Below are 21747 nucleotides of genomic sequence, written 5' to 3' on the forward strand. Positions count from 1 at the left end.
ATCCGCAATCGGCGGCGAGGCGAAGCTATTTCAGGCTTGAAATATTTTTGCGCGGGCCTAGCGTGTCGGTCTCCCGCCACGAGTTCCCATGATGATCAAAACGCATCCCCTGCACGGCCCGAACAAACTGAAGCTGGGCGTCTTCTCGACCAATGCCGATGGCGGTCTGGCCATCACCGATGTGCCGGAACGCTGGACGGCAAGCTGGCAGGACAATCTGACGGCGGCGCAGATCGCCGACCGCGCCGGGCTGGAATTTATGCTGCCGATCGCGCGCTGGCGTGGCTTTGGCGGCCGCAACAAGGTGCGCGAATGGTCGTTCGAGACCTTCACCTGGGCAGCAGCGCTGGCGGTGGCCACCGAGCAGATCGGCCTGTTCATGACCGTGCATGTGCCGCTGGTGCATCCGCTCTATGCCGCCAAGGCGCTGGCAACTGTCGACCATATCAGCCAGGGCCGCGCCGGCTTGAACATCGTCTGCGGCTGGAACCCGAAGGAATTCGGCATGTTCGGCACGCCTTTGGTCGAGAAGGGCTACGACCAGGCCGCCGAATGGATCGAAATCCTGGAAAAGCTCTACGCCTCGGACCAGCCTCTGGACTATGAAGGCACCTACTATCGCCTCAAGGAGGCGGTGAGCCGGCCGGCGAGCCTGCAGGTTCCACGCCCGGTGACCATGAACGCTGCTTTCGGTGGCCCGGGCCGGGATTTCGCCGCCGCCCGATGCGATTATCTGTTCACGACCTTTTCGGAAATGAGCGATGCCGGCAAGCATGTCGCCGACATCAGCGAGCGGGCCGACAAGGTTGGCCGCAACGTCGGCGTCTACACGGTGGCGCATGTCGTCTGCCGTCCAACCATGGAAGAGGCGCAGGCCTACTACACGCGCTATGCCGTCGATCTGGTCGACCACGATGCGGTCGATGCTCATATGGCAGGCAAGAAGGAGTTCTCGCAGTCGCATGACCCGCATGCCTATGACCGCTACCGGCAGCGTTTCGCCGGCGGCGCCGGCACCTACCCGCTGGTTGGAACGCCGGAGACGATTGCCGCCGAGATGGCGGCAATAGCCGGGCATGGCTACCAGGGCATCGCGCTGTCGTTCGTCAACTACACCCAGGAACTGCCCTATTTCTGCGACCACGTATTTCCGCTGCTGAAGCGGGCGGGGCTGCGCTGCTGATCAATCCGGGAATAACGAATTCGTTAATCCGGAATGACGGCGGTTGCCTGAATTTCGATCTTGGCGCGATCTTCCACTAGCGCCACCACCTGCATGGCGGCCATCGCTGGAAAATGCCGGCCGATCACCTCGCGATAGGCCTCGCCTATACCCTTGAGATTGCCAAGATATTCGGCCTTGTCGGTGAAATACCAGGTCATCGCGGTGATGTGCCGTGGCTCCGCGCCGGCTTCCGCCAGCACGGCGACGATGTTTTGCAGCGTCTGCCGCACCTGGCCGGCGAAATCGTCGGTCTCGAACTGGCACTGCCCGTTCCAGCCGACCTGTCCGCCCACGAAGACGAGCCTGCCGCGCGCAGCAATGCCGTTGGCGTAGCCGACCGGTTTCGCCCAGCCCTCCGGCTGCAGGATCTCGTGCATTTTCAAGCCTCCCCGGTATTCTTAAAACCAAATCTCAAAATCAAATACGTCGCTGTCAGGCCGCGCCCATCACCTGCCGTGCGATCACCACCTTCTGCACATCGGATGCGCCCTCGTAGATACGTAGCGCGCGGATCTCGCGATAGAGGCTCTCGACGATATGGCCCTTGCGGACGCCGTCCCCCCCATGCAGCTGCACAGCCTTGTCGATCACCTCTTGCGCCTTGTCGGTGGCGAACAGCTTGGCCATCGCCGCCTCGCGGGTGACACGAGCCGCGCCCATGTCCTTGGTCCAGGCAGCGCGGTAGACCAGCAGCGCTGCGGCATCGATGTCCAGCGCCATGTCGGCGATATGGCCTTGCACCATCTGCAGCTCTGCCATCGGAGCGCCGAAAAGTTTGCGCTCGGCCACCCTGCTGATGCTTTCGTCCAGCGCCCGGCGGGCAAAGCCGAGTGCCGCCGCGCCGACCGTGGAGCGGAACACGTCAAGCACCGACATGGCGATGCGGAAGCCGTCTCCCGGTTTGCCGATCAGCGCCGAGGCCGGCACCCGGACCTGATCGAAGGAAAGCCGCGCCAGCGGATGCGGCGCGATCACTTCAAGGCGCTCGGCAATGCCAAGCCCCTTGGTATCAGCGGGTACGAGAAAGGCGGAAAGTCCCTTGGCACCCGGTGCCTCGGCGGTGCGGGCAAAGACGACGTAGAGATCGGCGATGCCGCCATTGGAAATCCAGGTCTTCTCGCCGCTGAGGATATAGAAGTCGCCATCGCGGCTCGCCATCATTTCGGTGTTGGCGACATCCGACCCGGAGCGTGGCTCCGAAAGCGCGAAGGCGGAAATCGTCTTGCCGGCCCTGGTCTTTGCCAGCCATTGCTGCTGGTCGGGCGTGCCGAACAGGCTGAGCGCGCCGGTGCCGAGCCCCTGCATGGCAAAGGCAAAGTCGGCCAACCCGTCATGGCGCGCCAGCGTCTCGCGGGTGATGCACAAGGTGCGGACATCGAGCGGTCCCGGATTGTCCGTATCGAGCGCCGTCGGCTTCAGCCAGCCGTCGCGGCCAAGTTTCGCCACCAGCTCGCGGCAGGCGGCATCGACGTCATGGTGATCGACGGGCAGGTTCCTGGCGCACCAGGCATCAAGGCGTTCGGCGAGTTCGCGATGCCGGTCTTCGAAAAACGGCCAGTTGAGGAAACTCTTGTCAGCCATCAATTGCCCTCGAACACCGGTTTCTCCTTGGCGACGAAGGCCTTGTAGGCGCGCTCGAAGTCACGCGTCTGCATGCAGATCGCCTGCGCCTGCGCTTCCGCTTCGATTGCCTGGTCGAGGCCCATCGACCATTCCTGGTTGAGCTGCGTCTTGGTGATGCCGTGCGCGAAGGTCGGGCCGGAGACGATGCGCGCCGCCATCTCGAGCGCGTCGGCCTCGAGCACTGCGGCATCGACCAGCCTGTTGTAGAAGCCCCAGCGCTCGCCTTCCGCCGCCGTCATCGTGCGGCCGGTGTAGAGCAATTCGGCGGCACGGCCCTGGCCGATGATGCGCGGCAGGATCGCGCAGGCGCCCATGTCGCAGCCGGCAAGGCCGACGCGGGTGAACAGGAAAGCGGTCTTGGCCTCCGGCGTGGCGATGCGGATGTCGGCGCTCATGGCGATGATGGCGCCGGCGCCGACCGCGACCCCGTCGACCGCCGCGATGATCGGCTTGCCGCAGTTGAGCATCGCCTTGACGAAATCGCCGGTCATGCGGGTGAAGGCGAGCAATTCCTTCATGTCCATCTTGACCAATGGGCCGATAATGTCGTGGACATCGCCGCCCGAGCAGAAATTGCCGCCATTGGGCAGGAACACCACGGCGTCGACGCCGTCGGCATAGACGAGATCGCGGAACGTGTCGCGCAGTTCCGCATAGCTGTCGAAGGTCAGCGGATTCTTGCGCTCCGGCCGGTCGAGCCGCACCTTGGCGATCCTGCCTTCGACTTCCCAAAGGAAGTGCTTCGGCTTGAGGCCGGCCATCGAACTCATTCGCGTCCCTCCCAGTTGCTGCGGAACGAGGTCAGCATGCCGGTCAGCCGGCGCGCATCCTCCTCGCTGACCTTGGCCAGCAATTCTCCGATCCAACCCTCATGCGCCGCGGCCATTGCGGCAAAAGATTTGGAACCCTCGTCGGTCAGTCGCACCATGGATGTGCGGCGATCGCCATTGCGGCGCGCGCGCGCGACCACCCCTTCCGAAACCAGCCGGTCGACGATGCCGGTGACATTGCCGTTGGATACCAGCAGGAAGCGCGACAGATCGCTCATCAGCATGCCTTCCGGCGCGCGGTAGAGGGCGGCCATGACGTCGAAACGCGGCAGCGTCGTATCGAATTCCTTCTTCAGGCGCTCGCGCAGCTCCGCTTCGATCGTGCGCGAGGCGCGCAGCAGCCTGATCCAGAGACGCAGCCGGTCCTTGCCGGGTCCCGACGGCGCGGGCAATGGGCCGGCTACCATGTTTCGCCTCCTGAGATCGAAATTGCTTGTCCGGTAATCGACGCAGCCGCATCGCCGCACAGCCAGAGCACCGCCGCGGCAACTTCCTGCGGCTGGATGAAACGGCCTTGCGGGTTGGTCGAGGCAAGGCTCGCCCGCGCCTGCTCGACTGAGCGGCCGGTCTTTTCGACGACGCGCTGAATGGACTCCTCCAGCATGCCGGTCTCTACGAAGCCCGGGCAAACGGCGTTGACGGTCACGCCGGATTTCGCCGTCTCGGCGGCCAGCGCCCGCATCAGCCCGACGACGCCGTGCTTGGCCGCCACATAGGGTGCGACATAGGCGTAGCCTTTCAGCCCTGCGGTCGAGGCGACGAAGACGATCCGGCCCGCCTTGCGCGCGGCCATGCCGGCCAGCGCCGGCTTCACCGTCAGGAAGGCGCCGGTCAGATTGACGTCGAGCGTGCGCTGCCAGTCGGCAAGCGAGGTCTTGTGCGCCGGCGTGCTGCCGGCCATGCCGGCATTGGCGACGACGATGTCGAACGGGCCGCGCACGGCTTCCGCTTGCGCGTAGAGCGATGTCACCGCCGCCTCGTTGGCAACATCGGCTGACATGGCGTGGATGCGGTCGTTCTCGCCAGCCACCTTGGCAAGCTCGGCCTCGCGCCGCCCGCATATGGTCACCTGTATGCCGGCCTCGGCCAGCACGAGTGCTATGGCCCGGCCGACGCCGGAGCCGCCGCCAGTGACCAGCGCATGTTTGCCTGAAATCGCCAAGGCCGTCGTCATACTTTCAGCCCCGCCGCCGCATCGCGCTCGGCCAGCCGGTAGATCTGGTCGCGTCCGGGAAGATAGGGATCCGGCCATTTGACCCCACGGTCAGTGAGCCTCACCGCCGCATGCAGCGTCCAGTAGGGATCGGCGAGATGCGGCCGTGCCAGGGCCACCAGGTCGGCGCGGCCTGCCATCAGGATCGAATTGACATGGTCCGGCTCATAGATGTTGCCGACCGCCATCGTCGCCATGCCGACCTCGTTGCGGATGCGGTCCGAGAATGGTGTCTGGAACATGCGGCCATAGACAGGCTTGGCGGCAATCGAGGTCTGACCTGCCGAGACGTCGCAGATGTCGACGCCGGCTTCGTGCAGCATGCGCGCGATCTCCACCGCATCGGCCGGCGTCACACCCTCGATGCCGACCCAATCATTGGCCGAAATGCGCACCGAAATCGGCTTTCGCGCCGGCCAGGCGGCGCGCACCGCATGGAAGATTTCCAGGGGATAGCGCATGCGATTTTCCAGCGAACCGCCATACTCATCCGTGCGCTGGTTGGTGACCGGCGTGATGAAGGACGACAGGAGATAGCCGTGCGCGGCGTGGATCTCCAGCATGTCGAAGCCGCAACGATCGGCCATTTCGGTGGAGGCCACGAACTGGTCGCGCACCAAATCCATATCGGCGCGGTCCATGGCTTTCGGCACCTGGTTTTGCGGCGACCATGCAATCGCCGAGGCTGCTATGACCGGCCAATTGCCCGAGGAGAGCGGCACGTCGGTGCCCTCCCAGCCGACACGGGTCGAGCCCTTGGCCCCGGAATGGCCAATCTGCGCGCAGATTTTCGCCTCGGTCTCGGCGTGGACGAAATCGACAAGCCGCTTCCACGCCACCTCATGTTCGGACGCATAGAAGCCGGGACAGCCGGGCGTGATGCGTCCTTCCGGGCTGACGCAGGTCATCTCGATATAGACAAGCCCGGCGCCGCCCTTCGCACGCTCGGCATAGTGGGCGAAATGCCAGTCGGTCGGGCAGCCGTCGACGGCCTTGTACTGCGCCATCGGCGAAACGACGACCCGGTTGTTGAGCTGCATGTCGCGCAGCTTGAACGGCGCGAACATCGGCGCCCGGCGCTGCCTGTTGCCGCCTGCCCCCGCCTGGCGCTGGAACCATTCCTCGGCGCTCTCAAGCCATTTGGCATCTCGCAGCCGCAAATTCTCGTGGCTAATGCGCTGCGAGCGGGTCAGCAGCGAATAATTGAACTGCACCGGATCGAGGCCGAGATAGCGCTCGACCTCCTCGAACCACTCCAGCGAATTGCGCGCCGCCGACTGCAGCTTCAGCACCTCGGTGCGGCGCGCATCCTCATACTTGCGGAAGGCGGCGTCGAGGTCCGGTTCGGTTTTGACATATTCGGCCAGCGCCACCGCGCTTTCCAATGCGAGCTTGGTGCCGGAGCCGATCGAGAAATGTGCCGAGGCCGCCGCGTCGCCCATCAGCGCCAGGTTCTTGTAGGACCAGCGTTCGCAGAGCACGCGCGGGAAATTGATCCAGGCCGAACCTCTGATGTGATTGGCATTGGTCATCAGAGCGTGGCCGCCGAGATGTTTCTCAAAAATGCGCTCGCAGACGGCGATGGATTCCTGCTGCGACATGGCGCCGAAGCCGAAGGCAGCCCAGGTCTGTTCGCTGCACTCGACAATGAAGGTCGCTGTCTCGCTGTCGAATTGATAGGCGTGCGCCCACACCCAGCCATGCTCGGTCTTCTCGAAGATGAAGGTGAAGGCATCGTCGAATTTCTGGTTGGTGCCGAGCCAGACGAATTTGCACTTGCGGGTGTCGATGTCGGGCTTGAAGACTTCGACGAAGGTGTTGCGCGCCCTTGAGTTCAGCCCATCGGCGGCGACGACCAGATCATGCGTCTCCATATAGGGCTGAGGGTCGGCGATATCGCTCTCGAACATCAGCCTCACGCCAAGTTCGCGCGCGCGTCGCTGCAGCAGGATCAGAAGCCGCTTGCGGCCGATGCCACAGAAACCGTGGCCCGACGAGACCGTGCGCACGCCGTCATGGATGACGGCGATGTCGTCCCAATAGGCGAAATGCTTCTTGATCCAGACAGCGCTGACCGGGTCGTTTTTGGCAAGGTTGTCAAGTGTTTCGGCCGACAGCACGACGCCCCAGCCGAACGTATCGTCGGCGCGGTTGCGCTCGAACACCGTGACCTCGTGGGCGGCGTCCCGCAGCTTCATTGAAATGGCAAAGTAGAGGCCGGCTGGTCCGCCACCGAGAACCGCAACCTTCATCCGTGCGATCTCCTCTTCGCTTGCTGCATCTCAAGTATCGCGCCGGAGATAAAATATTTCAAGCTTAAAGTTTCATGTTGGAACGATTGCTGAACACGGGTGGCGCGCCTGCGGGTTGGCCCGCAAGCGCGCTCTGGAAATCACTTCTCCGGGTTCTTCGGGCTCCACAGCACAGTCTCGGCGCCTTTCTCATAGGCCATCCCGTCGGGATAGCTGATCGCCTCCAGCTGCAGCCCCCATGGCGCCTGGAAATAGAGAATGGTCTGGCCGGCCGCCGGACCTTCCTTGACCGGCAGCGGCCCCATCCGCGTCTTCACGCCCTTGCCGTCGAGATAGGCTTTGGCCGCGGCGACATCATCGACGTACAATGCGATGTGGAAGCCGCCGATATCGCTGTTCTTCGGCGTCAAATCCTTCTGGTCGGGCGCGGTGTATTTGAACAGCTCTATATTCGATCCATAGCCGCAACGCACCATGGTGACCTGCTCGATGACAGCCTTCGGATCGACGCCCAGAAGATCCTGCATGAAGGTGCCCTTGTCATCGGCGAACGGACCGAACGACATCGCCTTCTTGCAGCCGACCACTTCGGTGAAGAAGTCGACCGCCTGCTTCATGTCGGGCACCGTGATCCCGGTGTGGTCGTGGCCGCGCATGCCGGGGATCGCATCGGCCGAAGCCGTTCCCATCGAGCCGAACAGGATCGCGGCAAGCATCGTGCCGCGGGCTGCGTAATTCATATTACCCTCCGTTCGCGGGCTGATTTTGCCCTCATGCACGTCCGAAGCCCGCTGTTCGGCGTGGGGGGTGAACAGTCCTATGCCGGCGCTTTCGTTGCTGGCCGCAACCAGTCCGCGTCGATCTCAGGCAGTGGGATGGCGGCAAGCAGGTCGCGCGTGTAGGTCTCCTTGGGATTGTCGAACAGCGCATCGGTGGCGCTCGCCTCGACGATCCTGCCCTCGCGCATCACGATCACTTGTTGGCACAGCCGCCGGATGACCGACAGGTCGTGGCTGATGAAGGCGACGGTCAGCCCCATCTCCGCCGCCAGTCTCTCCAAAAGGGTGAGGATCTGCGCCTGCGTCGATACGTCGAGGCCGGAGACGATCTCGTCGGCCAGCACGAATTTCGGCGACAGCGCCAACGCGCGCGCAATTCCGACGCGCTGGCGCTGGCCGCCCGACAGTTCATGACGATAGCGACTAGCGAAGCTTTGCGGCAGGCCGACGCGATGCAATGCCTCGGCGACGCGTTCCTTGAGCCTGTCGCCAAGCCCATTCTGCTTGAGCGGCGCGGCAATGATGCCGGCGATGGTGCGACGCGGGTTGAGCGACGACATCGGGTCCTGGAAGATCATCTGCAGGTCGCGGCGCAGAGGTCGCAGCTCTGCATCCGGCAGGTGGGCGATATCGCGGCCCTCGAAATGGATGCTGCCGACGCTCGGCTCCAGAAGTCTGACAAGCGTGCGGCCGAGCGTCGATTTTCCGGACCCGGATTCACCGACGATGCCGGTCACCAAGCCCCTCGGCAAATCGAAATCCAGGCCTCTCAAAATCTCGGCCAGCGGCGCGCGCCCGATCAGCGGCTTGCGGGTCATGTCGGGCAGCGCCACCTTCAGCCCGCGCACGGAAAACAGCGGCTCAACCATGCGGCCGCCTCCACGCCTGGTCTGCCGCGCCGATCTCGGCGGCAAGCCCGGCCAGCACGGTCTCGTCCACCGGCTTCAGCGAGGCAAAGGGATCCGTATAGCGCGGCGTAGCGGCCATCAATGCCCGCGTATAGGGATGCTCAGGCGCGGCGAAGAGAGCGGCTGTGTCAGCCTCTTCCACCACCTTGCCGGCGTAGAGCACAGACACTTGCTGGCTGATCTTTGCAACGACGCCGAGATCGTGGGTGACGAACAGGATCGCGGTGCCATGCTCGCGCTGCAGCTCGGCGATCAGTCGCAGGATCTGCTTTTGCACGGTAACGTCGAGCGCGGTTGTCGGCTCGTCGGCCACGATCAGCCGTGGCTCGGCGGCGAAGGCGGCGGCGATCAGCACGCGCTGGCGCATGCCGCCGGACAGCTCGTGCGGATAGCATTTCAGCACCCGGTCGGGATCGCGGATCTGCACCTCATCCAACAATTGCCGGATACGCTTGTCCGCCTTGTCACCGTTCCAGCCGAGAATGCGCACCAGCCGGTCAGTCATCTGCGGACCGATGCGGCGCGACGGGTTGAGCGCAGTCAACGGATCTTGCGGGATCAGCGCCGTGCGGGCGCCGATCAGCGTGCGCCTTGCCTTGGGCTGCAGCCTGCCGAGGTCTTCGCCTTCGAGCTGCATGGCGCCTTCGACGATGCGCACGCTTGACGGCAGCACACCGAGCACCGCCTTGCCGATCATCGTCTTGCCGGCGCCGCTCTCGCCGACAAGAGCACGCACCTCACCCCGCTGCACGGAAAGCGACACCGAGCGCAGCACGCGCTGGCCGTTCGGCAGCACGGCGCTCAGATTGGCAATATCCAGGCAAGCGCTCATCGCAGCACCGGATCGAAGCGTGTCTTCAGCGCCTCGCCGAACTGGCTGAAGGACAGCACGGTGAGGATCAGCGTGACAAGCGGAAACACCAGCACCCACCAGGCTTGATGTATCGACAGCCGGCCCTCGGCGATGATGCCGCCCCAGGTGGGATCGTCGGTCGAGATCGACAGATTGACGAAGGACAGGATGGCCTCGACGATGACGGCGATGCCCATTTCCAGCGACAGCAGCGCCACGATCGAGGGCAGTACATTGGGCAGCACCTCGCGCAGCATGATGCCGATGCGGCCATAGCCGGCGATGCGGGCGTTCTCGACGTAGTCCATGCGCGACTGGCCCATCGCTTCGGCGCGGATCACCCGGCAAAAGCGCGTCCAGTCGATGATGGCGATGGCGAGGATGACGGAACTGAGGCCGGTGCCGAGCACCGCGACCAGCAGGATGGCGAACAGCACCGGCGGGAATGCCATCCAGACGTCGACGATGCGTGAAATGATGCGGTCGGCCCAGCCGCCGAAATAGCCGGCGACCAGTCCGAGCGTCGAGCCGACAAGGCAGGCGGCGATCGCCGCCGCGAAAGCGACGATGAAGGCGATACGGCCGCCGAAGATCAGCCGGGAGAGGAGATCGCGGCCGAGGCTGTCGGTGCCCAGCCAATAGCCGGATTCCGCACCACTCATCCAGAATGGCGGCAGCCGTTCCAGCATCAGGTCTTGCGCCAGCGGGTCCTGCGGTGCGACCAGCGGCGCGAAGATCGCGGCCAGCAGCGCCAGCAGCAGCCAGCCGCCGGCCAGCCACAGCCTCGGGCCCAGTCCGCGCCAGGCGATGCGTGCCTCATCCATGGCGCAGCCTCGGATTGAGCAGCGCGTACATCATGTCGACGCCAAGATTGATCAGCACGAACAGCAGCGCGAACACCAGCACGATGCCTTGGATCAGCGGCAGGTCGCGGTTGATGACGGCATCGATCGCCATGTTACCGAGCCCTTCGTAGGAAAACAGCCGCTCGACGATGACCGTGCCGCCGATGAGGAAGGTGAACTGGACGCCGACGAGAGTCAGTGTCGGCAAGGCAGCGTTCTTCAGCGCCTCGCGTAAGATAACCTGCGTTTCCGAAAACCCCTTCACCCGCGCCAGCACGACATAGTCGAGGTCCAGCACTTCCTTCAGCGACTGTTTCAGCAACTGCGCGATGATTGCGGCCAGCGGCAGCGCCAGCGCCACAGCCGGCATCAGCATGTGCTTCAGGAGATCCCAGGTCAGGTCGAGGCGCAGCCGAAGCAAGCTCTCGAAGAAATAGAACTGGGTGACGAAGGGCAGGTCGAGCTGCGGCGACACGCGGCCGGAAATGTCGAAGATCGGCACCAGCACGCCAAACAAAAGGATCAGCACGAGGCCCCACAGGAAATCGGGAATGGAAAGGGCGGCACCGCTGGCGATATCGATGCCGGCTTCGACCGCCGTGCCACGTTCGCGGGCGCCGAGGATCGCCGTCGTGCCGCCGAGCCCAACCGCCATGATCAGCGCGACGATGGCGAGTTCCAGCGTTGCCGGCAAGCGGTTGAAGACGAGGCTGAGCACATCTTGCCTGAGCGAAATCGAGGTGCCGAAATCGCCCCTGACGACGCCGGACAGCCAGATGAAGAATTGCTGCACGATGGTCTTGTCGAGCCCGTAGAGTGCACGCAGCCGGTCGATGTCGGCATCTGTCGCACCGGGGGGCAGCATCATGGCGATCGGGTCACCAGGCGCGACGCGGATCACGACGAAGACGACGACAGCCACGCCGAACAGCGTGATCAGCATCGTCAGCAGACGGATCAGGAATCGTTGCAGGAGCATTCTGGTGTTGGCCCAGTGCGTTTCTAACGAAGAGCCCCCTCATTCGTCCGCTTCGCGGCCACCTTCTCCCCGAGGGGAGAAGAGGTCACGGACAGCTGAGCTGGTCTCTTCTCCCCAGCGGGGAGAAGGTGGCCCGAAGGGCCGGATGAGGGGGCCGCTCAGCGAAGGGTGGCGCCCACAAGCCGATATCAGGCCGGGGTCATCAGCGCCGGCAGCAGCGCGCCGGACACATGCTGCACCACGTTGACGCCCTTGGCATGCACGATAGGTTGCGCATACTGAATCAGCGGCAGCACATAGGCCTGCTCGGCGATATACTTGTCGACAGCCTTCCAGCCGGCGATGCGCTTGGCCTCGTCCTTCTCGCCCCAGAGCGGATTGATCATGTCGATCAGATCCTGGCTGTCCCACACCGAGTGCGGGCTCGGCCCATACATGGCAAAACCCGTCGACGTCGTCGGGTCGCCGATGGCGTTGCCCCAATTGTAGAAGGCGGCCGGCGCCAGCTTGTCGGCGGCGCGCAGTTCATAGTGCTTGGCGATCTCGTAGACCTCGATCGTCGCCTCGATGCCGACCTTACGCCACATGCCGACGATTGCCTGGATCATCTCATAATCCTTGGGCTTGAAGCCCTTGGTCGTCTGGATGGTGAACTTGACCGGTTTTTCCGGCGAATAGCCGGAAGCCGCGAGCAGCTCCTTGGCCTTTTCCGGATTGTGCTCGACCTTGATCGAGGCGTCGAAGGCCGTGTACTCCGGGGTCTCCAGCGTAGCGATCGGTTGGCCATAGCCGCGCAGCAGCCGCTTGACCAGAAGCTCCTTGTCCACAGCCATGACGGCGGCCTGGCGGACGTTCTTGTCCAGCATCGCTTCGATGTCGTTGAAGAAGATCATGCCGATGTCGGAAACGGGCTTGCACGAGCCGGCAAGCCCGTCTTTGGCGATCAGCCGGTCATACTCTTCATAGGGGACCTCCAGCGTCACCTGCGAGGAACCGGATTCGATTTCGGCAACGCGGCTCGCCGCATCAGTGACGAACTTGATCGTCACATTCTCGAAGGCCGGCTTGTCGCCCCAATAGTGCGGGTTGGCCTTCAGTCGAAGGAAAGCATTTCGCTCGAATTTTTCCACCATGTAAGGGCCGGTGCCGATCGGCGCCTTCTCGAAACCTTCGGCGCCGACCTTCTCGTAATAGGCCTTCGGCAGGATGTAGCCGGTCAGGAACGACATCCATTTAAAGTAGACCGGATCGAACTGCACGACGTCGCCGGTGATCTTGTTGCCGTCGATCTTGAAATTGTTGACGTTCTTCCAGACGAACTGGATCGGATTGCCGGTCTTTTCGTCGCCCGCCCGCTGCAGCGACCAGACCACGTCCTCGGGCGTGAAGGGCGAGCCGTCATGCCAGGTCACGCCTTCGCGCACCGTCATCGTCACCTTGGTGCGATCCTCGTTCCAGCCCCATTCGGTGAGCAGGCCAGGCGCAAAGGACAGGTCCGGCTTTTGCGGAATGAACTGGTCGAACACCGACTGGTAGAGGCCCTGGATCGTCGGGTTGACGGCCGAGGGTCCGGTGGTCGGATCCCAGGACGGCAGGTTGACGTTATAGGCGATGGTCAGCTCGCCCGCTGCCGCCTTGGCGATCTCAGGCAGGCCGATCGCCGCCACCCCAAGTGCCGCGGCACTGTATCCCAGCAATTCTCGTCTGTTGATTGTCATGGTCGTTCCCCTTGTTGGTTTTGTTGTCTTTGCGCGGCACTATCAGTTTATCGATCCGGGCTTCGTGGGCAGCAGCGCCTTGCCTCTCGTCGCCTTCATGAAATCTTGCGAGCTACCTCCCGCCAAGCTGTTGCGCGAGCATGAAGCCGGAGGCCGCGCCGGTGCCGGCGCCGGGCCATGTCGCGGCGCCTATGAGATGCAGATTGCCGACCGGCGTGTTCCAGCCGGCATAACCGCGCGCCGGGCGAAACAAGAAGTTCTGCGCCAGATGATGGCTGCCGCAGACCTGGTCGCCACCGACGAGATTGGGGTTCTCACGCTCGAGGTCGATTGGCGAGAACACTGCACGGCCGAGGATTTTCGCGTGCAGTCCGGGTGCGTAGATCTCGATGGTGTCGAGCACGCGTTCGGCATAGACGTCCTTGACCTGATCCCAATGCGCGGGCGCGATCTTGCCGGCCGCATCGCCCAGGATTTCGGCGGGCAGCATGCGCACCTGCACCCACAGCACATGCTTGCCCTGCGGCGCGCGTGACGGATCGACCGCTGTCGGCTGGCCGACGACCAGCACCGGTTCGTCCGGCAGCATGCCCGCCATCGCCTGCTGATAGGTGCGCGACATCGCGTCGAGCGAGGGCGACAGATGCACATAGGCGAACTGCCGAAGCTCCGCGCCGGCGCGCCAATCGGGCAGGTCGTCGAGCGCCAGATGGATCATCATCGTGCCCGGCGCGTGCCTGAATTTCTGCATCGCCGTGTCGAAGCCGGCGTCGCCGGAACCGTTGGGCAGCAACTTGCCGGTCAGCGCCCTGGGCGCGACGCCGGCAATCACTGCCTTGGTGGCCGTATGTGTCTCACCTGAAGCGAGTCGCACGCCCGATGCCTTGCCGCCGGCAACGGTGATCTCGGCAACTTCCGCCCCGGTGACGATCGTGCCGCCCGCCGAGGTGACCATACCTGCCAGCGCCCGGATGATCGTGTCGGCGCCGCCCTTGCCTAGCACCATGCCAAAGCTCTGGTTGGCGATCGATTCCAGATAGGGGAACACGGCGCCGCCGGCGATGTCGGGTGCGAAATCGAGATGCATGCCCCAGGTGGCAAGCGTTGCCCGCACATAAGGCGACTCGAAGGTCTCCTCCAGCCAGGCGCGAGGTGACGACAGCAAAAGCCGGCCGGTATCGAGCGCGCCTGACATGCCCTTCTTGCGCCACAGGTTCCAGGCGGTGCCGGCAAGCGCGCGGGCACTCATCGGCGATCCCAGCAGCCGGAACAGATGCTCGGCCTCAGCAGGAAAGGCGGCAACGAGCTTGCGCCACGTCGCGGCATCGGCGGCGGAGAACGCGGCCAGCCGCGTGGCAGTCCTTTCCAAGTCATTGCTGACGCCGAACCAGCGTCCGTCCGGAAAGGCGCTGGCGAAACAGTCGGCGACCGGCGCGAACTCAAGACCCTGCGCTTTCAATTCATTTGCATATTTCCGGTGGAAGGCGGAGCCGGCAAACAGGCTCAGATTCATTGCACCGAAATCGTGCCGGAACCCTGGGAGGGTGTATTCGTGGGTCTGGACGGCACCGCCGATTGCTGCGCTGCGCTCGAAAATCCCGGTTTTCCAGCCTTTCAGCGCCAGATGCGCGGCGCATGCCAGACTGTTGTGGCCCGCCCCGACAAAGATGGCGTCGAACTCGCTCACGCCCCGTTCCCATTTCCTTTATGCTTAAAGATAATTGCAGATGCATATGTTTTCGTCTAGTAGGATATTAAGGGCCGAGACGAGCCTTGATCTTCACCAGAAAGAGGGAACTTCAGACCATGGACACGCAAAAACTCCTCGGCGAAGTCGCCGGCCAGCTGCTTTCAGGCGCCATCAGGGTGGTCGACCTCTCTGCGCAACTCGGACCCGACACGCCTCTTATCAAGCTGCCGCCGGAGCTTGCCGTCGACACGCCAAAGGTCGAGATCCATAACATCTCCCGTTATGACAAGAACGGCCCGTGGTGGGCATGGAACTGGCTGAAGCTTGGGGAGCATTCGGGCACGCATTTCGATGCGCCGCAGCATTGGATCAGCGGCAAGGACTATCCGGACGGCGCCACCGACACCATTCCGGCGCAGAATTTCATTGGTCCGGTCAATGTCATCGACTGCTCGAAGGAAGCCGCCGCTGACCACGACTTCCTGCTCACCGTCGACCACATCAAGGCGTGGGAAGCCAAGCATGGCGCCATCAACGCCGGGGAGTGGGTGGTGATGCGCACCGACTGGTATAAGCGCAATGGCTCGGAAGCCGAATTCCTCAACGCCAACGAAACCGGCCCACATACGCCAGGTCCGACAGCCGAAGCCATCCAGTTCCTGATCAGCAAGGATATCAAGGGCTGGGGCTCAGAGACGATCGGCACCGATGCCGGCAAGGCAGGCGGGATGGAGCCGCCATTTCCAGCCCACACGCTGATGCACAAGGCGAACCGCTATGGCCTCGCCAGCCTCTGCAACCTCGACCAGTTGCCTCCAAAGGGCGCCATCCTGATCGCCGCACCGCTCAAGATCGAGCATGGCACCGGCAGCCCTATCCGCGCGCTGGCGCTTGTATCCAACGGCTAGGTGAAAGCACGCCAAGGTGAGCCAGCCGGATCACATCATCGTTGGCAGCGGCATCAACGCGCTGGTCTGCGCGGCGATGCTCGGCGGCAAAGGGGCGCGTGTGCTCGTCCTCGAGCGCAATGACCGCATCGGCGGCTGCGTGCGTACCGAGGAGATCACCGCTCCCGGCTTTATCCATGACGTGATGGCAACCACCTTCGTGCTGTTCATCACCTCGCCGGCTTTTGCGGCGTTGGGCGGCGATCTCGCCAGGCACGGGCTGGAATTCTGCCACACCGGCACGCCAACTGGCGTGCTGCGGCCGGACGGCAGTCATGCAGTGCTCACCACCAACCGCGCCGCCAATGTCGCGGCAATCAATGCGATTGCCGCCGACGATGGCGACCGGCATGCGGACGATGTCAGCGGCATCGAGCGCAATGCCGGCCTGTTGTTCGGCCTGCTCGGCGGCAGCCTGTGGTCCTATCCGACGGCGAAACTGCTGGCCGGCGATGCCTGGCGGCGCAGCCCACGCGGCCTTGCCGCCTTTCTCGGCGAAGCACTGGTGCCGGCGCGCAGCTGGCTGGAAAGCACCTATCGGTCCGAGACAATCCGCGCGCTGTGGGCGCCCTGGGTGCTGCACGCCGGGCTCGGACCGGAAGACGCCTTCTCAGGGCAGATCGCCAAGGTCATTGCCTTCGCGCTGGAAGCGGCCGGGGCGCCGATCGTCAAGGGTGGAGCGAAGACCCTGCTCACCGCCTTCGAAGCTCTGATAAGGGAACGTGGTGGCGACATCCGTACCGCCGCCGATGTCGCCTCGATCGTCCAGAGCGGTGGCCGCGCGACCGGCGTACGGCTCGCCTCGGGCGAAACGATTACAGCAAACAAGAGCGTCATCTGTTCGGTCACGCCGACGCAGCTTTACCACCGGTTGCTCGGCAGCGAGGCTCCCAAGGCCGATGTCGAAGCGACACAGAAATATCGCTACGGCAAAGGCAATTTCCAGATTCACTATGCGCTGAACAAGCCGCCGGCATGGCGCGGTGCTGGCCTGGACCAGGTGGCATTGTTGCACCTGACGCCGGGGCTCGATGGCGTCTCGAAAGCCTGCAACGAGGCGGCGCGCGGCATGCTGCCCGAAGTGCCGACCATCTGCGTCGGCCAGCCGCATGCGCTCGATCCGTCGCGCTGCCCGGAGGGCAAGGCGATCCTGTGGCTGCAACTGCCCGAGGCGCCCAGGCACATCAAGGGCGACGCCGCAGGCACGCTGCATGCACCGGCTGACGGACAATGGACCGAGGCGCTGCGTGAAGCCTACGCCGACCGCGTCGAAACCATTCTCGCCAGCCACATCGATGGCTTCAAGGGCAGCGTGATTGCGCGCCGCGCCTATTCACCGGCCGATCTCGAAGCGATGAACATCAATCTGGTCGGCGGCGACCCGTATGGCGGGTCGTCCACCATCGACCAGTCGTTCCTGTGGCGGCCGTTCAAGACCAGCCGCAACCATCAGACCGGCATCAAAAACCTCTATCACATCGGCGCCTCCACCCATCCGGGTGCAGGGCTCGGCGGCGGCTCCGGCTTTCTTCTGGCGGGCAGGCTGTGATGGAGCAGAAGGTCGCAGAAAAACGCCAGCGCATTTCGACGCTTGGCCAGATCGGCCTGCAGCAATTCGCGCCCTATCTGATGAACCGCATCATGGGGCGCTACAACGCCACCTTGCGCGACGATTTCCGCAAGCAGGGCCTGACCATTCCGCAGGTCCGCACGCTCGCCGTGCTGTCGGTCACCGACGGTATCACCGTCAACGACCTCTCGGTCTACACCGTCATCGAGCAGTCGACCTTGAGCCGCAAGCTCGACACGCTGGAAGGGCAAGGCTTCGTGCGGCGCGAGCAAGGCGTCACAGACAGCCGCATCCGCCATGTCTTCCTGACCGATGACGGCCGCGCCGAGTTCGCGCGCGCCTGGCCGGCAATGCATGACGCGTTCGAGGCGATGTTCGACGATGTCGACGACGCCGAATACGCGGCGCTGATCGCCACATTGCAGAAGATGCTGAAGAACATTCGCAAGCACGACATCTAGACGTTAGGCGCCGGCCGCACCGCCGGCAACGGAAGGTTGGAAAAATGGCCGAACGCTCTTTTGCCAAGGAAGTCGAAAAACTCAGGCTCGGCGCCGGCGAGGAATTTGCGGGCGAAGGCATTCTCGCCATCACCAAGGCGCTGCTGCAATGCGGCGTCGGCTATGTCGGCGGATACCAGGGCGCGCCGATCAGCCATCTGATGGACGTGCTGGCCGACGCACAGGAGATTCTGGGCGAACTCGGGGTGCATTTCGAGGCGAGCGCCTCGGAAGCCACCGCCACCGCCATGCTGGCGGCCTCGGTGCATTACCCCATTCGCGGTGCGGCGACCTTCAAGTCGACCGTCGGCACCAATGTCGCGTCCGACGCACTGGCCAACCTCGCCTCCGGCGGCGTCACCGGCGGCGCGCTGATCATCGTCGGCGAAGACTATGGCGAAGGCTCCTCGATCATGCAGGAGCGCAGCCATGCCTTCGCCATGAAGAGCCAGGTCTGGCTACTCGACCCGCGCCCCAATTTGCCGTCGATCGTCAAGGCGGTGGAGGATGGTTTCGAGCTGTCCGAGGCATCCAACACGCCGGTGATGCTGCAGGTGCGCATCCGCTGCTGCCATGTGCATGGCCATTTCATCGCCAAGGACAACAAGCGCCCGCCGATGACGGTGGCCGATGCGCTCGACGCGCCGCGCCGCGACACCGGCCGCATCGTGTTGCCGCCCGCCTCCTTCCTGCACGAGAAGGAGAAGGTGCAGAAGCGCTGGCCGGCGGCGGTGGAGTTCATCGCCAAGAACAAGATCAACGAATTCTTCGGCTCGGACCACGGCTCGGTCGGCATCGTCATGCAGGGCGGCATGTACAATTCGGTCATCCGCGCGCTGCAGCGTCTCGGCCTCGCTGACACCTATGGCGAGACCGATGTGCCGCTCTACGTGCTCAATGCCGTCTATCCCCTGATCGACGACGAGTTCCTCACCTTCTGCGAAGGCAAGCAGGCGGTGCTCGTGGTCGAGGAGGGCCAGCCCAACTACATCGAGCAAGCCTTTGCCGCCATGCTGCACAAGGCCGGGCGCGGCACCAGGCTGGTCGGCAAGGAATATCTGCCGATGGCCGGCGAATATACCGGCCAGGTCATGCTCGACGGCATTGGCGCCTTCCTGCGCGCCGAATCCCCGCATCTCTTGCCGGGCGAGGTGCGCGCGCCCAACAAGGTCGGCGATGGCGTCGACGCCGCCGACCTGATCAACGTCGTGCCGGGCCGTCCGCCGGGCTTCTGCATCGGTTGCCCGGAGCGGCCGATCTTTGCCGCGACAAAGCTGGTCGAGCAGGAACTCGGGAACCATCACATCGCATCCGACATCGGCTGCCATTTGTTCTCGATCATGCCGCCTTTCGAGCTCGGCGCCACCACCATGGGCTACGGGCTGGGGCCGGCATCGGCATCGGCGTTCAATTCGCCCGACGCCAAACGGCGGTCGATCTCTTTCGTCGGCGATGGCGGCTTCTGGCACAATGGCCTGACCTCCTCGATCGGCAACGCGGTCTTCAACAAGAACGACGGCGTCATCGTCATCGTCGACAATTTTTACTCCGCCGCCACCGGTGGGCAGGACATCCTGTCGTCGCGTGCGGGCAACAAGACCAAGTCGACCAAGCATCCGATCACCGAAGCGGTGAAGGGCATGGGCGTCAAATGGCTGCGCCACATCGACCGCACCTACGATGTCGGCAAGATGCAGGACACGCTGCGCGAGGCGCTGACGACGGAGGAAAAGGGACCAAAGGTCATCGTCGCCTCTTCCGAATGCATGCTCAACCGCCAGCGTCGCGAAAAGCCGCTGGTCGACAAGGCGATCAAGGGAGGGACCCGTGTCGTCAAGCCGAAATTCGGGGTCGACGAGGACATCTGCACCGGCGACCACGCCTGCATGCGGCTGTCCGGCTGCCCGTCGCTGTCGGTGAAATCGCTCGACGATCCGTTGCGTGACGATCCGGTGGCATCGATCGACCAGAGCTGCGTCGGCTGCGGCAATTGCGGCGAGGTGGCGGACGCCGCCGTGCTGTGCCCATCCTTCTACCGCGCCGATGTCGTGCACAATCCGGGCCGCTGGGACCGTTTCCTGGAAAGCGCTCGCCGCGCCGTGATCGGCCTGATGCAGCGCCGCCGCGAGAGCCGCAGGTTGACGTTCGCCGATGCTTGACCAGGCTTCGCCCTTGCGTCCGAAATCCGGTGCCGCCGATACCGAGCCGGTGATCAAACTCGCTTTGCTCGCGGTCGGTGGCCAGGGCGGCGGTGTGCTCGCCGACTGGATCACCGATGTCGCCGAGCGCAATGGTTACGTCGCGCAATCGACCTCCGTCGCCGGCGTCGCCCAGCGCACCGGCGCTACGATCTATTACGTCGAGATGGCCCGCGACACCGGCCGGCTGCCGGTCTTTGCCCTGTCGCCTTCGCAGGGCGACGTCGACATACTGATCGCCGCCGAGCTGATGGAAGCCGGCCGCGCCATCATCAGGGGCTTCGTCACGCCCGATCGCACCACGCTCATTGCTTCTTCGCATCGCATTGCCGCGGTGTCGGAAAAGATCGAGCCGGGTGACGGCCGGGCCTCGTCTTCGAAGGTACACGCGACGGCGGAAGCTGCATCGAAACGCTTCATCGCCTTCGACATGGAAAAGATCGCCGCCGATAATGGCTCGATGATTTCCGCCAGCCTCCTTGGCGCGCTGGCAGGCTCCGACGCATTGCCGTTCAGGCGTGAAAGCTATGAGCAAGCGATCGGCGCCGGCGGCCGGGGCGCGAAAGCCAGCCTCGCTGCCTTCGCCGTTGCCTACGACCGCGCGCGCGGTACGACCGTCCCCGCGCCAGAGCCGGCAGAACCGGCCACGGTCGACCCCGCTCCGGGTGCAGGGCGCGTGAGCGGTCCGCAGAACCTGCTGCAGGGTTGGCAGGCACTGGCTGCCCGCATCGACCTGATGCCCGCGGCGGTGCGCGACATGGCGCTCCGGGCGCTGAGAAAGGTCGTCGACTATCAGGACATCTCCTATGGCGGCGAGTATCTCGACCGGTTGGACAAGGCCGTTGCGCTTGATGATCCCGGCCACGCCCATGCATTGTCCATCGCCGCCGCCAAGCATCTGGCCAACGCGCTGTGCTATGACGACATGATCCGCGTCGCCGATCTCAAGACTCGCTCGACCCGCGACCAGCGCGTGCGCCGCGAGGTCGGCGTCAAGAACGGCTCGATCCTGCAGGTAACCGAGTATTTCCATCCGCGCATCGAGGAGTTCTGCGGCACTTTGCCGGCGGGGTTGGGCAGCTACATTGAGAACCGGCCGAAACTCGCTGCTTTCCTTGATCGTCGCATCAACCATGGCCGGCGCATTCGCACCGACAGCTTTGCCGGCTTTGCGGTCCTCTGGTTCATCGGAGGCCTGCGCCGCTGGCGGCGGCGCCTGTTGCGCCACAAGGTCGAGACGGCGCATCTGGAGCGCTGGTATGCGCTGGCGCTCAGCCACGCGCCTCAGGACTACGCGCTCGCCGTCGAAATCCTGAACTGCCGCCGGCTGATCAAGGGCTACAGCGACACCCACCTCCGCGCCCAGTCCAAATTCGATCGCGTGCTGTCGGCGCTCGATCTGGTCAAGGGCCGCGATGACGCTGCCGACTGGATCAGGCGGTTGCGCGAAGCTGCGCTGAAAGACGAGAAAGGCGACATGCTCGATGGCGCGCTGAAGACGGTGGCATCGTTGTGATCATGGTGTCGGAGGAGGTCGAGCTTAGGCTGGTACCTCTACGCTACTGCCGCCGTTTCCCTACTCCCACTGGATTCGCGGATTGAACACGCCGCTTCAAG

19 protein-coding genes and 1 pseudogene are annotated in these 21747 nt (G+C 64.0%); 6 read left to right on the forward strand and 14 right to left on the reverse strand.

The annotated features are described in order from the left end of the window. Positions 1 to 91: 91 nt before the first annotated feature. Positions 92 to 1183, forward strand: coding sequence for an LLM class flavin-dependent oxidoreductase (locus NLY33_RS29090; RefSeq protein WP_286439858.1), 1092 nt, complete (start codon positions 92 to 94; stop codon positions 1181 to 1183). A 23-nt stretch (positions 1184 to 1206) separates the two neighbouring features. Here the strand turns inward: NLY33_RS29090 and NLY33_RS29095 are convergent, their stop codons facing one another. From NLY33_RS29095 to NLY33_RS29155, 14 genes and pseudogenes are all read right to left on the reverse strand, one after another. Continuing rightward, positions 1207 to 1602: a RidA family protein gene (locus tag NLY33_RS29095; RefSeq protein ID WP_023667806.1), complete on the reverse strand. Its 396-nt coding sequence runs from the start codon at positions 1600 to 1602 to the stop codon at positions 1207 to 1209. A 55-nt stretch (positions 1603 to 1657) separates the two neighbouring features. Beyond that, complete coding sequence (locus NLY33_RS29100) at positions 1658 to 2806, reverse strand: acyl-CoA dehydrogenase family protein (protein WP_023695191.1); 1149 nt, start codon at positions 2804 to 2806, stop codon at positions 1658 to 1660. Beyond that, positions 2806 to 3618, reverse strand: coding sequence for an enoyl-CoA hydratase family protein (locus tag NLY33_RS29105; protein WP_023704713.1), 813 nt, complete (start codon positions 3616 to 3618; stop codon positions 2806 to 2808). Before NLY33_RS29105 ends, NLY33_RS29100 begins: the two co-directional genes overlap by 1 nt. Then, positions 3615 to 4085 carry a MarR family winged helix-turn-helix transcriptional regulator gene (locus tag NLY33_RS29110; protein ID WP_023667803.1) on the reverse strand — a complete coding sequence of 157 codons (471 nt, stop codon included), beginning with the start codon at positions 4083 to 4085 and terminating at the stop codon, positions 3615 to 3617. Before NLY33_RS29110 ends, NLY33_RS29105 begins: the two co-directional genes overlap by 4 nt. Continuing rightward, positions 4079 to 4852 (reverse strand): SDR family NAD(P)-dependent oxidoreductase, encoded by a 774-nt coding sequence (locus NLY33_RS29115; RefSeq protein ID WP_023704712.1) that lies wholly within the window; start codon positions 4850 to 4852, stop codon positions 4079 to 4081. Before NLY33_RS29115 ends, NLY33_RS29110 begins: the two co-directional genes overlap by 7 nt. After that, positions 4849 to 7143: a bifunctional salicylyl-CoA 5-hydroxylase/oxidoreductase gene (locus tag NLY33_RS29120; RefSeq protein ID WP_023704711.1), complete on the reverse strand. Its 2295-nt coding sequence runs from the start codon at positions 7141 to 7143 to the stop codon at positions 4849 to 4851. Before NLY33_RS29120 ends, NLY33_RS29115 begins: the two co-directional genes overlap by 4 nt. Positions 7144 to 7283: 140 nt before the next feature. Beyond that, entirely contained in the window at positions 7284 to 7883 is a 600-nt protein-coding gene (locus NLY33_RS29125; protein WP_023704710.1) for a VOC family protein, read from the reverse strand. Positions 7884 to 7960: 77 nt separating this feature from the next. Beyond that, entirely contained in the window at positions 7961 to 8791 is an 831-nt protein-coding gene (locus NLY33_RS29130) for an ATP-binding cassette domain-containing protein (RefSeq protein ID WP_023704709.1), read from the reverse strand. Then, on the reverse strand, positions 8784 to 9662 hold the full coding sequence (locus NLY33_RS29135; protein ID WP_023704708.1) for an ABC transporter ATP-binding protein: 879 nt from the start codon (positions 9660 to 9662) through the stop codon (positions 8784 to 8786). Before NLY33_RS29135 ends, NLY33_RS29130 begins: the two co-directional genes overlap by 8 nt. Next, positions 9659 to 10507 (reverse strand): ABC transporter permease, encoded by an 849-nt coding sequence (locus NLY33_RS29140; protein WP_023704707.1) that lies wholly within the window; start codon positions 10505 to 10507, stop codon positions 9659 to 9661. Before NLY33_RS29140 ends, NLY33_RS29135 begins: the two co-directional genes overlap by 4 nt. Beyond that, complete coding sequence (locus NLY33_RS29145) at positions 10500 to 11507, reverse strand: ABC transporter permease (protein ID WP_023699867.1); 1008 nt, start codon at positions 11505 to 11507, stop codon at positions 10500 to 10502. The genes NLY33_RS29140 and NLY33_RS29145 overlap by 8 nt, the downstream gene beginning before the upstream one ends. 42 nt (positions 11508 to 11549) lie before the next feature. Beyond that, positions 11550 to 11662: pseudogene (locus NLY33_RS29705) on the reverse strand (endonuclease domain-containing protein); the annotation flags it as partial. A gap of 33 nt (positions 11663 to 11695) precedes the next feature. Continuing rightward, the gene (locus NLY33_RS29150) at positions 11696 to 13225 is read right to left on the reverse strand and encodes an ABC transporter substrate-binding protein (RefSeq protein WP_023686913.1); all 1530 of its coding nucleotides are present in this window, start codon (positions 13223 to 13225) and stop codon (positions 11696 to 11698) included. Positions 13226 to 13337: 112 nt separating this feature from the next. Continuing rightward, positions 13338 to 14912: a phytoene desaturase family protein gene (locus NLY33_RS29155; RefSeq protein WP_023704706.1), complete on the reverse strand. Its 1575-nt coding sequence runs from the start codon at positions 14910 to 14912 to the stop codon at positions 13338 to 13340. 119 nt (positions 14913 to 15031) lie between these two features. Between NLY33_RS29155 and NLY33_RS29160 the strand changes: the two genes are divergently transcribed. The 5 genes from NLY33_RS29160 to NLY33_RS29180 are packed head-to-tail and all read left to right on the forward strand — an operon-like array spanning position 15032 to position 21646. Then, positions 15032 to 15823 carry a cyclase family protein gene (locus NLY33_RS29160; RefSeq protein ID WP_023708108.1) on the forward strand — a complete coding sequence of 264 codons (792 nt, stop codon included), beginning with the start codon at positions 15032 to 15034 and terminating at the stop codon, positions 15821 to 15823. A 16-nt stretch (positions 15824 to 15839) separates the two neighbouring features. Further along, positions 15840 to 17411, forward strand: coding sequence for a phytoene desaturase family protein (locus NLY33_RS29165; RefSeq protein ID WP_023704704.1), 1572 nt, complete (start codon positions 15840 to 15842; stop codon positions 17409 to 17411). Then, a complete protein-coding gene (locus tag NLY33_RS29170; protein ID WP_023708107.1) occupies positions 17411 to 17893 on the forward strand; it encodes a MarR family winged helix-turn-helix transcriptional regulator in 483 nt (160 codons plus the stop codon). The genes NLY33_RS29165 and NLY33_RS29170 overlap by 1 nt, the downstream gene beginning before the upstream one ends. 44 nt (positions 17894 to 17937) lie before the next feature. Next, positions 17938 to 20091 carry a thiamine pyrophosphate-dependent enzyme gene (locus NLY33_RS29175; RefSeq protein WP_023704702.1) on the forward strand — a complete coding sequence of 718 codons (2154 nt, stop codon included), beginning with the start codon at positions 17938 to 17940 and terminating at the stop codon, positions 20089 to 20091. Then, positions 20084 to 21646 (forward strand): indolepyruvate oxidoreductase subunit beta family protein, encoded by a 1563-nt coding sequence (locus NLY33_RS29180; RefSeq protein WP_023704701.1) that lies wholly within the window; start codon positions 20084 to 20086, stop codon positions 21644 to 21646. Before NLY33_RS29175 ends, NLY33_RS29180 begins: the two co-directional genes overlap by 8 nt. Positions 21647 to 21747 lie beyond the last annotated feature (101 nt).

Source organism: Mesorhizobium sp. C432A (assembly GCF_030323145.1).
GTDB lineage: Bacteria > Pseudomonadota > Alphaproteobacteria > Rhizobiales > Rhizobiaceae > Mesorhizobium.

What these genes read in the sequence shown, in the direction of transcription:
- NLY33_RS29090 (WP_286439858.1), top strand. Translation starts at nt 92, where the DNA reads ATGATCAAAACGCATCCCCTGCACGGCCCGAACAAACTGAAGCTGGGC.
- NLY33_RS29095 (WP_023667806.1), bottom strand. Translation starts at nt 1,602, where the DNA reads ATGCACGAGATCCTGCAGCCGGAGGGCTGGGCGAAACCGGTCGGCTAC.
- NLY33_RS29100 (WP_023695191.1), bottom strand. Translation starts at nt 2,806, where the DNA reads ATGGCTGACAAGAGTTTCCTCAACTGGCCGTTTTTCGAAGACCGGCAT.
- NLY33_RS29105 (WP_023704713.1), bottom strand. Translation starts at nt 3,618, where the DNA reads ATGAGTTCGATGGCCGGCCTCAAGCCGAAGCACTTCCTTTGGGAAGTC.
- NLY33_RS29110 (WP_023667803.1), bottom strand. Translation starts at nt 4,085, where the DNA reads ATGGTAGCCGGCCCATTGCCCGCGCCGTCGGGACCCGGCAAGGACCGG.
- NLY33_RS29115 (WP_023704712.1), bottom strand. Translation starts at nt 4,852, where the DNA reads ATGACGACGGCCTTGGCGATTTCAGGCAAACATGCGCTGGTCACTGGC.
- NLY33_RS29120 (WP_023704711.1), bottom strand. Translation starts at nt 7,143, where the DNA reads ATGAAGGTTGCGGTTCTCGGTGGCGGACCAGCCGGCCTCTACTTTGCC.
- NLY33_RS29125 (WP_023704710.1), bottom strand. Translation starts at nt 7,883, where the DNA reads ATGAATTACGCAGCCCGCGGCACGATGCTTGCCGCGATCCTGTTCGGC.
- NLY33_RS29130 (WP_023704709.1), bottom strand. Translation starts at nt 8,791, where the DNA reads ATGGTTGAGCCGCTGTTTTCCGTGCGCGGGCTGAAGGTGGCGCTGCCC.
- NLY33_RS29135 (WP_023704708.1), bottom strand. Translation starts at nt 9,662, where the DNA reads ATGAGCGCTTGCCTGGATATTGCCAATCTGAGCGCCGTGCTGCCGAAC.
- NLY33_RS29140 (WP_023704707.1), bottom strand. Translation starts at nt 10,507, where the DNA reads ATGGATGAGGCACGCATCGCCTGGCGCGGACTGGGCCCGAGGCTGTGG.
- NLY33_RS29145 (WP_023699867.1), bottom strand. Translation starts at nt 11,507, where the DNA reads ATGCTCCTGCAACGATTCCTGATCCGTCTGCTGACGATGCTGATCACG.
- NLY33_RS29150 (WP_023686913.1), bottom strand. Translation starts at nt 13,225, where the DNA reads ATGACAATCAACAGACGAGAATTGCTGGGATACAGTGCCGCGGCACTT.
- NLY33_RS29160 (WP_023708108.1), top strand. Translation starts at nt 15,032, where the DNA reads ATGGACACGCAAAAACTCCTCGGCGAAGTCGCCGGCCAGCTGCTTTCA.
- NLY33_RS29170 (WP_023708107.1), top strand. Translation starts at nt 17,411, where the DNA reads ATGGAGCAGAAGGTCGCAGAAAAACGCCAGCGCATTTCGACGCTTGGC.
- NLY33_RS29175 (WP_023704702.1), top strand. Translation starts at nt 17,938, where the DNA reads ATGGCCGAACGCTCTTTTGCCAAGGAAGTCGAAAAACTCAGGCTCGGC.
- NLY33_RS29180 (WP_023704701.1), top strand. Translation starts at nt 20,084, where the DNA reads ATGCTTGACCAGGCTTCGCCCTTGCGTCCGAAATCCGGTGCCGCCGAT.